The sequence below is a fragment of the Niallia sp. FSL W8-1348 genome (assembly GCF_038006745.1).
Classification (GTDB): Bacteria; Bacillota; Bacilli; order Bacillales; family Cytobacillaceae; genus Niallia; species Niallia alba.
The window spans coordinates 24,959-40,141 of record NZ_JBBOVV010000003.1 but is presented as its reverse complement, the minus strand read 5'-3'; the positions used below and the strand labels follow the sequence as shown (position 1 = coordinate 40,141).

At 34.6% G+C, this 15,183-nt stretch carries 13 protein-coding genes; 10 read left to right on the top strand and 3 right to left on the bottom strand.

Features of this window, described 5'->3' with window-relative positions; translation table 11 throughout:
* Positions 1-5: 5 nt before the first annotated feature.
* Positions 6-485, top strand: a complete 480-nt coding sequence (locus NST60_RS22985; RefSeq protein ID WP_016203005.1) for a DUF456 domain-containing protein — start codon at positions 6-8, stop codon at positions 483-485.
* A gap of 405 nt (positions 486-890) precedes the next feature.
* Here NST60_RS22985 and NST60_RS22980 read toward each other — a convergent pair whose 3' ends face one another.
* Complete coding sequence (locus tag NST60_RS22980) at positions 891-1,586, bottom strand: Crp/Fnr family transcriptional regulator (protein ID WP_169188845.1); 696 nt, start codon at positions 1,584-1,586, stop codon at positions 891-893.
* A gap of 614 nt (positions 1,587-2,200) precedes the next feature.
* Between NST60_RS22980 and NST60_RS22975 the strand changes: the two genes are divergently transcribed.
* From NST60_RS22975 to phoU, 9 genes are all read left to right on the top strand, one after another.
* Positions 2,201-2,809, top strand: coding sequence for a superoxide dismutase (locus NST60_RS22975; protein ID WP_169188844.1), 609 nt, complete (start codon positions 2,201-2,203; stop codon positions 2,807-2,809).
* Positions 2,810-2,978: 169 nt separating this feature from the next.
* Entirely contained in the window at positions 2,979-4,196 is a 1,218-nt protein-coding gene (locus NST60_RS22970; protein WP_169188843.1) for an MFS transporter, read from the top strand.
* Between the two features lie 219 nt (positions 4,197-4,415).
* On the top strand, positions 4,416-6,536 hold the full coding sequence (locus tag NST60_RS22965; protein WP_341100397.1) for a peptidoglycan D,D-transpeptidase FtsI family protein: 2,121 nt from the start codon (positions 4,416-4,418) through the stop codon (positions 6,534-6,536).
* Between the two features lie 263 nt (positions 6,537-6,799).
* On the top strand, positions 6,800-8,905 hold the full coding sequence (locus NST60_RS22960; protein ID WP_341100395.1) for a peptidoglycan D,D-transpeptidase FtsI family protein: 2,106 nt from the start codon (positions 6,800-6,802) through the stop codon (positions 8,903-8,905).
* A gap of 218 nt (positions 8,906-9,123) precedes the next feature.
* The gene (locus NST60_RS22955; RefSeq protein WP_016203011.1) at positions 9,124-10,092 is read left to right on the top strand and encodes a PstS family phosphate ABC transporter substrate-binding protein; all 969 of its coding nucleotides are present in this window, start codon (positions 9,124-9,126) and stop codon (positions 10,090-10,092) included.
* 68 nt (positions 10,093-10,160) lie between these two features.
* Positions 10,161-11,111 carry a phosphate ABC transporter permease subunit PstC gene (gene pstC / locus NST60_RS22950; protein WP_169188839.1) on the top strand — a complete coding sequence of 317 codons (951 nt, stop codon included), beginning with the start codon at positions 10,161-10,163 and terminating at the stop codon, positions 11,109-11,111.
* 1 nt (position 11,112) lies between these two features.
* On the top strand, positions 11,113-11,991 hold the full coding sequence (pstA, locus tag NST60_RS22945) for a phosphate ABC transporter permease PstA (RefSeq protein WP_016203013.1): 879 nt from the start codon (positions 11,113-11,115) through the stop codon (positions 11,989-11,991).
* A 20-nt stretch (positions 11,992-12,011) separates the two neighbouring features.
* Positions 12,012-12,830 (top strand): phosphate ABC transporter ATP-binding protein PstB, encoded by an 819-nt coding sequence (pstB, locus tag NST60_RS22940; RefSeq protein WP_016203014.1) that lies wholly within the window; start codon positions 12,012-12,014, stop codon positions 12,828-12,830.
* Positions 12,831-12,867: 37 nt separating this feature from the next.
* Positions 12,868-13,521: a phosphate signaling complex protein PhoU gene (gene phoU, locus NST60_RS22935; RefSeq protein ID WP_016203015.1), complete on the top strand. Its 654-nt coding sequence runs from the start codon at positions 12,868-12,870 to the stop codon at positions 13,519-13,521.
* A 456-nt stretch (positions 13,522-13,977) separates the two neighbouring features.
* On the opposite strand, the gene NST60_RS22930 is transcribed toward phoU, so the two are convergent.
* Both NST60_RS22930 and NST60_RS22925 read right to left on the bottom strand, forming a co-directional pair.
* Positions 13,978-14,466 carry an endolytic transglycosylase MltG gene (locus NST60_RS22930; protein WP_169188838.1) on the bottom strand — a complete coding sequence of 163 codons (489 nt, stop codon included), beginning with the start codon at positions 14,464-14,466 and terminating at the stop codon, positions 13,978-13,980.
* Positions 14,467-14,470: 4 nt separating this feature from the next.
* On the bottom strand, positions 14,471-14,821 hold the full coding sequence (locus NST60_RS22925) for a hypothetical protein (protein ID WP_328019316.1): 351 nt from the start codon (positions 14,819-14,821) through the stop codon (positions 14,471-14,473).
* Positions 14,822-15,183: the final 362 nt, after the last annotated feature.

The window sequence follows — 15,183 nt, the reverse complement described above, 5'->3', positions numbered from 1 at the left end:
ACGTTATGGATATTATTTATTGGATTATTATTAGCGTTTTATTCATTATCGCGTTTATAGGACTGATTTATCCAATCATTCCAAGCGTGCTGTTCATTTTGGCAGGATACCTTTTGTATGGACTATTTTTTTCATTTGAAGAACTTACTATACTATTTTGGGTCATCCAAGGAATGTTTGTCATTCTATTATTTTTTGCAGATTCTATATCCAATTGGATAGGTGTTAAGAAATTTGGCGGTACCAAGGCTGGTATTTGGGGCAGTACGATAGGTTTACTCGTAGGACCTTTTGTAATCCCGGTAATTGGAATCCTTCTCGGTCCATTTATAGGAGCTGTTCTGGCTGAGCTTATTGTTAGTAAGACTAATTGGAAGAATGCACTTAAAATTGGAGTAGGCTCATTAATTGGATTTCTCAGTAGTGTAGTGACAAAGGGACTAATCCAGGCAATCATGATTGTTTATTTTTTCCTAAAAATATAAAAGGAACCAGAGGCTGGGACAAAATAAATTATATTATAGATAAAGACGAACGATTTCTCATTTAGTAGCGAAACCAACTCGTTCCATTACGCTGCAGACACTCTATGCGCTGGGGAGCAATCTAAAGCCTGTGGGGTCTATAGATTGCTCTACTTCCCGCAGGAGTTGAGTGTCCTTGCTTCATTTCACTCCATTTTAAAAGATTGTTTCGATCCATCATATTTATAAAAGAAAATATAATTAGTAGGAAATACGAAGTGTATTCAGTCTGCGGGTGATCACCACAAACCTTCTTTCTTAAAATGAATAAAACCCCGGACGATTATACGAACATTTTTTTTGCATGTACGTATAATCGTCCGGGGTTATTTGGTTAAAAATACTTATGTCCCAGCCTTATTCTTTTTAATTTAATCCACAAATTTCGGCGGGACAGTTTTGGCAGTCTACTGCTCTTTTTAAATAGGCAAGGTTTTTCACCGTAATTTTTTGATTGCTATAGTCAATTACTTCTCTTTCTCTTAAATCTTTTAATATTCGTTGAATGACTTCCCGTGTCCCAAAGGTTAAGTTTGCTAACTCTTGATGGGTGATGGGGATATCAATGAGAATTCCTTCCATATTTTTTACTCCAAATGAATGAGATAATCTTATCAATATGCTATAAAGACCACCTTTTTTTCCGTTCATAATAAGATCTTGGCATTTCATATGTGCTTTTAAATACCCGGTACTTAACCAGCTTGTAATGGAAGTCAGGAGCACAGGATCTTTTAATGCTAATTGTTCAAATTCTTTTCGATCAATGGCGAGCACATCACAATCAGTCAGGCTTTTAGCAAAGAAATAATATTTAGGAGAATGTTTGAATAGTTGGTATTCTATTAATAATTCCTCATCATGGAGAATTTTCATGATAAATTCTTTGCCTTTCTCGTGCACTCTTCCAAGAGAAATGGTTCCATTTAATAAAATATATACTTTTTGCACAGGATCTTTTTCCTGAAATAATAAAGTTCCCTTTTTTATATGTTCGATTTTTTCTATATCAAAAAAATGTTGTATTAATAAACTATATAGTGATAGTTGCACTTCATTCATAAGAAAGCACTCCTTAATAAGCCTCTTTTCTTGATTAAAAAACATTGTGAAATATTTGTCAATCTTCAAATGGGATAAAATGGAATTTGTATAGATAGCAATGATTCTATTGGTATTAGGAACGTTGATACAAAAGGGTAAATTGAAAAAATGACAATTTATCGAACTTATTTCAATAGAGCTTCTAATAGACTCGGTAATACTATAGAAGGAGAGATTTTAGAAGTGATGTTAATCACTAGAGGTAACTTGAAAAGTGTAAAATGCTATGAGAATAAATATTATTAGCTTTCTATTTACTATTTTGGTTTATAGTAAAAGGTTTTTATGAAGCGGAAAAAAGCATATATACGCATTTATTATTGCAAATTCTACTCTTAGATTACAGCAATTAATGATTTCACCTTTTTTAGCTCCAATAACCTAGTATGCCGGTGTTTAAAATTATATTAAATGGGTATTTTAAAGAGGGAATCTTTTCAAGCAAATAGATTGAAAGTAAGTTCTTTATTTGATAATGTATTGTTAAAGGGCTTCCCATATATAAATTGTCGGAATAGGACAAACCTTATAGGGGAAGAAAATAATACATATAATATTAGGAGGAATTAGACATGGCTTATTCATTACCACAATTACCTTACGCTTATGACGCATTAGAACCACACATCGATAAAGAAACGATGAACATTCACCATACGAAACATCATAATACTTATGTTACAAATTTAAACAATGCATTAGAAGGAAATGAAGAATTACTTTCTAAAACAGTAGAAGAGCTTGTATCTAATCTTGATGCAGTTCCAGAAGCAGCACGCACTGCAGTTCGCAATAACGGTGGCGGTCATGCTAACCATTCTCTATTCTGGGAAGTTATTTCTCCAAATGGTGGCGATCAACCAACTGGTGATTTAGCAGCTGCAATTGACAGCAAGTTTGGAAGCTTTGAAAACTTTAAAGAAGAATTTTCAAAAGCTGCGACAACTCGCTTCGGTTCAGGTTGGGCTTGGCTAGTTGTAAATAACGGAGAATTAGAAGTAACAAGCACTCCAAACCAAGACAATCCTTTAATGGAAGGGAAAACTCCTGTATTAGGATTAGATGTTTGGGAGCATGCATACTACTTAAATTATCAAAACCGTCGTCCTGAATACATTAGTGCATTCTTCAATGTTATTAACTGGGATGAAGTAGCAAAACGTTTTACAGCTGCACAATAATGAATAATAAAAAAAAACTGTGAAGCTTACGCTTGCAGGTTTTTTTGTGTAGCATTTCCTTAGAAGTCTTAGCATTGTTAATATTATTTTCAAAATTGTTAGTTTTTATATATAATGCATAACGAAATTCATTTTGTTAGAAACTACTCTAGAACAAAGGGGAGTTTCTATGATGAAAATAGGAAAATTAATAGGTAATGTAGAGCTAACAAAAGACTTGAAAATATTGTTGCTCACAGGGGGCTTATATTCACTCAGTGTAGCACTTTCTAATACTTTCGTTAACGTGTTTTTATGGAAACAGTCAGGTGAATTCAGAGATTTAGGCTTGTATAACCTGGCTATTATCTTGCTGCAGCTACTTACCTTTACACTTGCAGGCAGGTGGGCAAAGAAGATTGATCGGGTGATTGTATTCCGAATTGGAGTAGCCTTTCTTACCATTTTTTATTTAACCGTTTTATTAATTGGAGATAAAGCATCAACATTTCTTCTGGTCCTTGGAGCAATTCTGGGAATTGGCAATGGATTTTATTGGCTAGCCTATAATGTTTTAACATTTGAAGTGACAGAACCGGAAACCAGAGATTTCTTTAATGGCTTTTTAGGCTTGTTAAATTCGGTTGCGGGAATGATTGGACCAATGATTGCTGGATATATTATCTCCCAGTTAACAAAATCGACAGGTTATATGATTGTTTTTGGTATGTCTCTAGGTCTCTTTCTTCTAGCAGTTGTCTCTAGTTTTTTTCTAAAAAGAAGGCCAGCAGAAGGCAAATATTTTTTTAAAAGAATTGTTGAAGAGAGAAAACATAATAATAATTGGAAACTCATCACGAATGCTCATTTTTTCCAAGGCTTACGGGAAGGCGTCTTCGCGTTTATGATAACTGTCTTCGTTTATATTGCTACAGATAGTGAATTAGCTTTAGGTAAATTTGGGTTAATTAATTCAGGTATTTCCTTTATAGCCTATTATATTGTTTCGAGGACAATCAAAAATGACAATCGGAATAAGTCTATTTTAATTGGGGGAATTATGTTATTCCTTTCAATGTTTATTATCGTTTTTGATTTTTCTTATACGAAATTGTTGATATATGCAGGAACAATTGCCATTGCTTATCCATTAATTCTTGTTCCCTATACTAGTCTGACCTTTGATGTAATCGGAAAAGGCTGGAAAGCAGGAGAAATGAGAATCGAATATATAGTAGTGAGAGAATTGTTTCTGAATCTAGGAAGGCTATTATCAGTGCTCGTTTTCATTATTGGTGTCAGCATATTTAACCCTAATAAAGTAATTCCTGTATTGTTGTTTATATTAGGAAGTGGACATTCTGTGATTTATTTCTTCGCTCGAAAAATTAAATGGAAGGCTGCTTGAACCGAGAGGATCTGTTGTAAAGTTACAGATCCTCTTCTCTTTTAAAAGACTGTTTTCTATAGATGGTTGTTTTTCAATAGGGGAAATGAAGATATAGGATTATTGAGCAGCCTGAACAAACGTGGGATTCACTTAAATATCCAATATCATATAGTAATCTTTGTAAATTTCCTTTAAAATAGAAATAGGAAAGTTTTGGAGGAAATGGTGGGATCTATCATGGGGGAAAAAAAGAAAAAAAAGAGAAATCCAATACCTTTAAGGGTTAACATTATATTCTTTACGGTATTTTTATTATTTTCAGCACTTATATTAAGATTAGGATTTGTCCAAATTGTTTATGGCGATGAATATAAAAAGGAAGTAGAGAAGAAAGAGGACGTTATCATTAATACTTCTGTCCCGAGAGGCGAAATATATGATAGGACAGGTAAAAGCATCGTAAGTAATGTTGGTAAAAATGCCATTACATATACGAATTGGAAAAAGGATAAGCCAGAAAAAATGCGTGAGACAGCAGAAGAGTTAGCAAAAATTATTAAAATGGATAGTGAAAAAGATCTTAAAAAGATAACAGAAAGAGATAAAAAGGATTACTGGATTCTTATCAATCCAGATGAAGCCAAAAAGAAAATACCAGAAGAAGAAAATGACCAGCTTAAACTAAAATATAAAGATGATAATAAAGAATATCAAAAAGCATATGATGAGCTTTTGCGTGATCGTGTAACAGAAAAGGATTTAAACACACTTAGCGACCTGGATCTGGAAACATTAGCGATTTATCGGGAATTTCAAAGTGGATATTACTATACCCCTCATATTGTTAAAAATGAAGGTGTAACCGATAAGGAAATTGCGATTATTAGTGAAAATTTAGAGAAACTACCTGGTGTCGATACAGTTCGTGACTGGGATAGAGAATATGAGTTTGGTGGGACATTAAAAACTGTGCTTGGGAATGTAAGTACATCACAAAGGGGAGTTCCAGCAGAAGAAAAAGATAGCTATTTAGCTAAAGGCTATAGCATGAACGATAGAGTCGGGTTAAGCTATCTGGAAAAGCAATATGAAGATGTTTTAAAAGGACAAAAGAAAAAAGTTAAATATATTAAAGATAAAAAAGATGAGATTGTCAATTCCGAAGTGCTGTCTAATGGTGCTGCAGGAAATGATTTAGTATTAACGATTGATATGAAATTACAATTAGAAGTAGAGAAAATTATTGAAGAAGAGCTTAAAAAGACGAAATATGGTTATGCTGGTACCCAATATTTAGATAGAGCATTTGTCGTATTGATGGATCCTCATACAGGGGAAGTATTAACAATGGCAGGAAAACAGTTAGGCAAAGATGATAAAACAGGAAAGCAAGTTGTTCAAGATTTCGCGTTAGGTAATATTACCACTTCTTATAATGTTGGGTCAGCAGTTAAAGGGGCTATGGTATTAACTGGTTATAAAGAAGGGGTTATTCGTCCCTATTCTGTTTTGCGTGATGAAGTAATTAAAATCAAGGATTCACCAGATTTTAAATCTCATTCAAGTTCATTGTGGGGTAATATGAATGATTTAACTGCATTAAAAAGATCGTCGAACGTATATATGGCTAAGATTGCATTGGCAATAGGTAAGGAAAGCTATACGAGACCAGGACAAACTTTAAACGTCGATCCGGCTGCATGGGATAAAGTTAGAAATTCCTTTAGCGAGTTTGGTCTAGGGGTAAGAACAGGAATCGATCTACCAAATGAAATGGCGGGCTTTAAAGGGCAAGATACAGCAGTTCCCGGTAATTTAATGTTCCTATCAATCGGGCAATATGATACATATACTAATATGCAATTAGTCCAATATGCCTCTACAATCGCTAATGGTGGTTATCGAATACAGCCGCGACTGTTGAAGGAAATAAGAGAATCAGCTCAAGGAGATGAGAAGTTAGGTCCAATCGTGCAGGAAATTCAACCGAAAGTTTTAAATAAATTAGATTTAGAACCAGGATGGATTGAACAAGTACAAACCGGATTTCGCATGGTTATGCAGCCAGGAGGAACAGGTGGGGTATTTATAGGAGCGCCATATAGCCCAGCTGGTAAGACTGGAACAGCACAGGCGTTCTACGATGGACCACTAAGAACGAATTATAATGTCCCGCCACCTGAGGTTATGAACTTAAGTTTAATCACATATGCTCCTTCTGATAATCCAGAAGTGGCCATGGCTGTATTGGTCCCGTGGGTTTACACAACAAATAATGGCCCTTCTCCTAATTTAACAATCGGAAAACGTGTTATGGATAAATATTTTGAATTAAAGAATAATAAAGAAAAAGAATAGATTAATAGACTCTTCCAATAAAACACTATCTATAGGGCTCATAATGTCTGCCTTTATAGATAGTGTTTTTGGTGTATTTTGGATAAAAGAAACGTGGATATATAGGGATTTTTTCTCCCATATTAATGAATAACATAGAAAGAAAAAGCTGATTTCAAGTGCTAAACAATCTTAGAAGATTATTCCAATTAGTTATTAATAGAATAATCTACTGTTTTCTATTACAATAGAAAAAGAATATTTAAGGAAAGTGTGATTAAACGTTGGGAAAAAAGAAAAAGAAAAAAACGATACCTGTACGTCTTAATATTATTTTCTTTTTTGTTTTTTTACTGTTCTCAGCATTGATTCTGCGTCTAGGTTTTGTGCAGATTGTTTATGGAGAGGATTATAAAAGAGAATTAGAGAAAACAGAAGATGTTACAGTAAATACCTCTGTGCCACGTGGGAAAATGTATGATGCAACTGGAAAAGTAATAGTAGATAATGTTGCACAAAAAGCAATTACTTATACCAATTCTGGTGTTAAGCAAGAAGAAATGCTCGAAACTGCTGAATTGCTTTCAAAGTATATTATAAAAGATACGAAAAAGGTAACAGAGCGGGAGAAAAAGGATTATTGGATTATAAAAAATGAAGAAAAGGCTAATCAGAAAGTTTCGGAAAAGGAAAAAGAGGCTTTAGCTGAGAAGTACCCGGATCAGGATGAATACAATAAACAAGTATATCAATTACAGCTTGATCGTATTTCAGAAGAGGATCTTAAGACACTCACTAATCATGATCTGGAAGTATTAGCTATTTATCGTGAGTTCATTAGTGGATATAAACTAACTCCACAAATGGTCAAAAATAAAGAGGTAAGTGACGAAGAATTTGCAGTAGTAAGTGAGAATTTAGAATCATTGCCCGGTGTAGATACAACAACAGACTGGGAAAGATCCTATGCATTTGGGGATACCTTAAAATCTGTCTTAGGTAATGTGAGTTCCGCAGAAAAGGGTCTTCCTGCAGAGAAATTAGATTATTATGTTTCAAGAGGATACAGTCGAAATGATCGAGTTGGAACAAGTTACTTAGAGCTACAATACGAGGATGTTTTAAAAGGTCAAAAAGAGAAAGTCCGCAATAAAACAGATAAAAAAGGCAATATTGTTAGTACCGAGGTCATCACAGAAGGAAAAAGAGGCAATGATTTAATCCTCTCCATTGATATGGAGCTTCAATTAGAAGTTGAAAAAATCATCGAGGAAGAATTGAAAAAAGCAAAAACGTTTGCTGGCACGAAATTGCTTGATCGAGCCTATGTCGTTCTTATGAATCCAAACACAGGAGATGTTCTCTCAATGGCTGGAAAGCGGCTAGTAAGAGATGACGAAACGGGAAAATTGGAAGTTCAAGATGATGCACTCGGTAATATTACTACCACTTATAACGTAGGTTCTGTTGTAAAAGGTGCTACTGTATTAACTGGGTATAAAACAGGAGCAATTTCACCAGGAACAGTGTGGAATGATACACCTGTAAAAATTGGAAATACTATTAAAAAGTCTTGGACAACAATGGGACCAATTAGCGATCTTACTGCTTTACAACGCTCATCCAATGTTTATATGTTCAGAACGGTGATGAAGATGGCTGGCGCTAACTATGTATACGGTAAACCATTATCTGTCTCACTTGATGACTTTTCCTTAGTGAGAAATGAATTTGCTCAGTATGGATTAGGAATTCGCACGGGAATTGATTTGCCTAATGAACAAGTTGGATTTAAAGGCCAAGATACACTGCCAGGTTTCTTACTGGATTTATCCATCGGACAATATGATACGTATTCCAATATGCAGCTTGCACAATATGTGTCAACCATCGCTAATGGCGGAAAACGGATGGAACCACATATTGTCAAAGAAATTCGTGAACCAGTTGCCGATGATAGTACACTCGGTCCAATCATAGAGACAATTAAACCTAAAGTATTAAATAAGGTCGATGTGAAACCTGAATGGATTGAAAGAGTACAGCAAGGATTTAAAATGGTGGCACAAACTCCAAAAGGTACTGCTTATTCTAATTTAGGTGGAAAAGATTATTCTCCAGCGGCTAAAACAGGTACAGCAGAAGCATTTTATGATGGTCCATCTAGAAGTGATTATGGAAAAGAACCACCTCAAGTCATGAACTTAAGCTTAATTAGCTATGCTCCTTCAGATAACCCAGAAGTAGCAATGGCCGTAATGGTTCCATGGGCATATCAAGGAAGTGTCGATAATGGGGCTAATAAGAAAATCGGAGAACGTGTATTGGATGCGTATTTCGACTTGAAAAAAGAAAGAGAAAAAGAATATAGTAAAGAAGAAAAAGAGTAAATAAAAAAGGACGAAACTAGCCAAAACTAGTTTCGTCCTTTTTTTATTATTATTACTAAAGGTAGAAACATTCTAGTCATTAACAAAAATAGTTCGAAAAACCCCTACTTTTACATTCTGTTAACATTGATTTACAAACAGTTAAAACCAAGTTAATACTAAAGACTTATAGTTAACTTGTAAAACAAAACAACCATCCTTAGGGGGTAAAGAGAAAAATGAAGAGCTTTAAAACAGTAGGATTGACAGCAATGATTGGAACAATGTTAGCATTAGCAGCGTGTGGTGGAAATAACGATGCTAGTCCGTCAAATTCATCCGATTCATCAAAGGATAATGGAACTGAACAATTATCGGGCCAAATCAAATTAGACGGATCATCAACTGTATATCCAATTATGGAAGCAATCGTTGAAGAGTATCAAGCAGAGCAACCAAATGTAAAAGTTTCTGTTGCATCATCTGGTACAGGTGGAGGATTTAAAGCATTTATCGCAGGTGAAACAGATTTCAGTAATGCATCCCGTCCAATTAAGGATGAAGAAAAAACAGAGCTAGAGTCAAAAGGAATTGACTTTACTGAATTAAGATTAGCATATGACGGACTTTCCGTTGTCGTGAATAAAGATAATACTTGGGTTGACCATTTAACAATAGACGAGTTAAAGAAAATTTGGCTTGAAGATGGTACAGCAAAAAAATGGTCTGACATTCGTGAAGGATGGCCAGAAGAAGAAATTAAATACTATTCTCCAGGAACTGATTCTGGAACATTCGATTATTTTGATGAAGTGATTTTAGAAGATCAACCAATTGCAAAAGCGGCGACTTTATCAGAAGACGATAATATTTTAGTACAAGGTGTAACAGGTGATAAAAACGCTATTGGATACTTTGGATATGCTTATTATGCAGAAAATAAAGATAAGTTAAAAGTCGTGCCAATTGATGGTGGTAACGGCCCAGTTGAACCAACAAATGAAACAGTTGAAAGCGGAGAATATGCTCCATTATCAAGACCATTGTTCACATATGTAAAAAATGAATCGATGAAAAAAGCAGAAGTAGCTGATTTCGCTGAATTTATGATTGAAAATGCTGCAGATCTATCAGAAGAAGTAGGCTATGTAAAATTGCCAGAAGAAGAATATGAAAAAGATTTAGAATTAATTAAAGGACTTAAGTAATAAGTTTTGATGGAAAGCTTTGTACTTGGCTTTCCATCTTGCTGTTTGGATTAAGGGGGGCTAAAAGCATGATTAAGCAGGAAGTTAAAGCAAACACACCATCTGTGCAAGAGTTAATCGCAGAAAGAAAGCAAAAAAACAATATCAGTAGGGTGCTAGAAAAAATAATGCCCAAGGTATTATTGATTACAGCTATTTTATCTGTTTTAACAACACTAGGTATTCTATTTACATTAATCATTGAAACATTTACTTTTTTTGAAAGAGTAAATATAAAAGAATTTATAACGAGTAAATCGTGGTATCCATTTTCTGACCCAGGCTCATTTGGAATTATGCCACTTGTGTCTGGAACATTAAAAGTAACGATTATTGCAGGAATTGTTGCTGTGCCAATAGGGTTAGCATCTGCCATTTTTTTAAGTGAATACGCGAGTGATAAAACAAGAAGAATTATTAAACCAATTTTAGAAGTTCTTGCAGGTATCCCAACGATTGTCTACGGTTTTTTTGCTTTAACATTTGTAACACCGTTGCTTCGATCAATGATTCCTTCTTTAGAAATGTTTAACGCGTTAAGTCCAGGAATAGTAATCGGAATTATGATTACACCAATGATTGCTTCTTTATCAGAAGATGCAATGAGTGCCGTTCCAAGGGCAATGCGCGAAGGGGCTCTAGCGATGGGTTCTACTAAGTTTGAAGTTGCAATCAAGGTAGTCTTACCAGCAGCTGTTTCCGGGATTGTTTCTTCTATTGTTTTAGCTTTATCAAGAGCAATTGGAGAAACGATGATTGTGGCAGTCGCAGGGGGAAGTACACCTAAGCTCAGCTTTAACGTAACAGAATCTATTCAAACGATGACAGCTTATATTGTTCAAGTTAGTCAAGGAGATGCAGGATATGGTACAACTATTTACTACAGTATTTACGCAGTTGGATTTACGTTGTTCTTATTTACCTTCTTAATGAACTTGCTTGCCCAATACATTTCTCGTCGCTTTAGGGAGGAATATTAAGATGAAGTTAATAAATCATTCTGATGTCATAAAGAAAATGAAACCGAGATTATTGAAAAATGTCATAATGAGAGCTTTATTTTTTAGTGCAACTTTATTTGGTTTAGTTGTTCTCGGTGTTCTTTTTTATCGAGTATTGACTCAAGGAATTGGCTATTTAGATTTTCAGTTTTTAACAAGCTTACCTTCTCGAAAACCAGAAAATGCTGGAGTATATACTGCATTAATAGGAACAGTATGGCTAATGGGGGTAGTTGCACCAGTTGCTCTACTTGTTGGAGTTGGTACAGCTATTTATCTTGAAGAATATGCAAGTAAAAATAAGTTTACAAATTTCATCCAAATTAATATATCAAACCTTGCTGGAGTACCATCCATTGTCTTTGGTTTACTTGGATTAACTTTGTTTGTTCGTGCATTATCACTTGGAACAAGTGTCCTAGCAGCTGGATTAACAATGAGTTTGTTAGTTCTACCAATCATTATTGTAGCAGCACAAGAAGCAATTCGTGCGGTGCCAAATGAATTGAGAGAAGCATCATTGGGGATGGGAGCAACAAAATGGCAGACGATTGTAAGAGTAGTAATGCCTGCAGCTATTCCTGGTATTTTAACGGGAGGAATACTAGCACTATCACGTGCAATCGGGGAAACGGCCCCTTTAGTAGTATTAGGGCTACCTTTATTCCTAGCATTCTTGCCTAGAACAGTCTTTGATATGTTCACTGTATTGCCGATGCAAATATATAACTGGACAGGAAGACCACAGGAAGAATTCCAGAATCTTGCAGCCGCAGGGATTATCGTTCTATTAGTGTTATTAATTTTAATGAATTCTATTGCAGTATTTATCAGAAATAAATTTCAAAAACGTTATTAAACGTACAGGGGGAACTTCAAATGAGCACAGTTTTTGTAGACAAAGTGAAAAAAGCAGTAGAAAGCACAACAGATGTTAACACAAAAAATTCTGTTTATAAAACAAATCAGCTTAATTTATGGTATGGGGATAATCATGCATTGAAAAATATTGATTTAGATATTATGGAAAATGAGGTAACATCCATAATTGGTCCGTCAGGCTGCGGGAAATCAACTTATATAAAAACATTAAATCGTATGATCGAATTAGTGCCTGGAGTGAAAACATCAGGGGAAATTAACTATCGCGGTCGTAATATTTTTGACAAAGATTACGGGGTGGAAGAATTAAGAACAAAAGTAGGAATGGTCTTTCAAAAACCAAACCCATTTCCAAAGTCAATTTATGAAAATGTTGCATATGGACCGAAAATTCATGGTATTCGCGATAAGAAAATTTTAAATGAAATAGTAGAGAAAAGTTTAAGAGGTGCGGCAATTTGGGATGAAGTAAAAGATAGATTAAACCAAAATGCATATGGACTTTCTGGTGGACAACAGCAGCGTCTTTGTATTGCTCGCTGCCTAGCTATTGAACCAGATGTGATTCTAATGGATGAGCCAACATCTGCTCTCGATCCGATTTCTACTTTAAAAGTAGAGGAACTTGTTCAAGAATTAAAGGAAAATTACAGCATTATTATTGTTACACATAATATGCAGCAAGCGGCACGTATCTCTGATAAAACAGCTTTCTTCTTAAATGGAGAAGTAGTAGAGTTTGATGTAACAGATAAAATATTCTCTAACCCAAAAGATAAAAGAACAGAAGATTATATTACAGGTAGATTTGGATAATTATTATAGCTGAAATCCCAAAAAGGAGACTTATACCATGCCAGTTAGAGAGAAATTTGAAGCAGGTCTTAAGGAACTACAAGGAAAATTAACAGAGCTTGGAGAATTTTCTATTCAAGCTTTACAAAGATCTTTAGAAGCACTTGAAACACAAAACATAGAAATGGCATTAGAAATTATTGATGATGATGCAGAGGCAGATAGATTGTATGAAGAAATAAATGATTTTGCTATACTTCTAATTGCGAAACAGGCCCCTGTAGCGATTGATCTGAGACGGATTATTGTTGGAATAAAGATTGCAACAGATATTGAAAGAATCGCCGATTTTGCCGTAAATATTGCAAAAGCTACTATAAGAATAGGCAATCAAGAATTAGTAAAACCGATGGTTCACGTAAAAAAGATGCTGGAAATTACGAATGAAATGCTGCGTTTATCGCTAGATGCATATAATAAGGAAGATACAAAATTAGCACGGAAAATTGCTGAGATGGATGATGAAGTAGATGGTTTGAACAAACAAGCGTTTATTGAGTTATTCGAAATCAGTAAAAATAAACCTGAATATTTGCATCAAATCTCACAGCTGACGTTTGTATGTCGCTACTTAGAAAGAGCAGCAGACCACACTACTAATATTGCTGAAAATATCTTTTATTTAGTAAAAGGTAGACAATATGATTGGTAAATGGCAAAATTTAAAAAATGATTAAAACGCCAATATAAAAAACTGGAGACAAACCTTTAACTTAAGTTTGTTTCCAGTCTAAAGAGGATGGGACATAACTAAATAGATACTCTGTAAAGACGAACAATTTCTAATATAGCTAGTAAATAGCGGCTGCGGGGAATCGCACCAAACTTCATGGAAACATCCTTTGAAAAACAAATAAAAGCCCGAACAATTATACGGAACATTCATTAGCATCTTCGTATAATTGTTCGGAATTATCCTTGGCTGGAATACTTATGTCCCAGCCTCTTTTTATTTCACTCTTAACGGACAGTAAGACTCCCCCTCAAGCTTATGAGAATAAGAGGAAGATAGGTGGAAGATCAATTGTCTGTAAAGGTCCGATTGGTTTAACAAACCATCAGAAGGAAAACCCCCACTGATGGAAGTTTCACTCTTATGATGCATTATTTATTCCGTAAGTGTCTCGGCAATTTTTTTGTAGCTCATGTCACTAGTTAAGCGGAAGCTGCCAACTTGAATTTTTGTATGGTAGTCATTATCAATTAAATAGGTTTCAAATTCTTCTTGGTCTTTTACAATGTTTTCGTTAAATAATAACTCGGCGATCGTAGAAATACTCATACCACTGGTAATTTTAAGCGTGTAGGAATAGGTCTCCTTTTTTTCCTCTTTAGGTTCTTCTTGCTCCTCTTTATTAGCTCCCGCATTTGGTTTTGTTTGATTCTGGGTGCTTTCCTCTAATTTTGTTTGTAAATCTGTGTATTCAGCCTCTGTTAATACAGTAAAACCCTCTCTCTGTAAATAGGTAGTCGCATTTGAAACGTTTAGGGTGTTCTGTTCTTGCTTGTTGTTATCTTGATATAGATAAAAACTAGCAATTATACTTGCTGAAAGGAGCATTCCGATTGCCAACGAACGTAAATTTTGTTTCTTCATCTCGTTACTTTCCGACCCTTTCATTTATAATTTGCTGAACTTGAGTAATCGATAGGGAAGATTGATTTGCGATCTGATCAACGGGAACGCCACTTGCCGCAAGTGTCCAAACTTGATTTTTAATAATGGCATGAATTGGTTGGATATTTTCAGCCTGGTCTGATTTTGATTCTTTTATCGCAGATGATGGTTTAAAAGCAAAATTCTCTTCACCAATCATTAATTCTTCTTCAAGCACTTTTAATTTCTTTTTTATTTTATACATTTCCTGTACTTGTTGAATGGAAAGTTGGTCTATTTCTTCGCGCAAATCTTTAATAGGGTCACGAAGGAAAAAAGATAGAATTAGGAGCAATAAGGAAACTCCTATTAGTACTAGCATAACAGTTAACATAATTCACCTCAGGATAATTTCTTCATTTTAAATTATTTTAATAAAGTAAGCTTTATAGAAGCTGTCCAGTCTAAAGATATTTTATCATTTTCCATAAATAATTCCTATTTAATCAAAAAGAAAAGCTAGGTGCTTTTTACAGGACAGTTGGAAATTTCATTAATTTCTTCAAAAAATGGGAGACAATATTCGAATTCATTTGCGAAACATTTAAAAATATGTCGTAATTAAACTGTTTTTTTTTAAAGCATATGTCGAATTTGGGTTACTAAAGCAGATGGCTAAAAGGTTGAAAAAATTTTTTGAGCCCTTTAGATAAACGT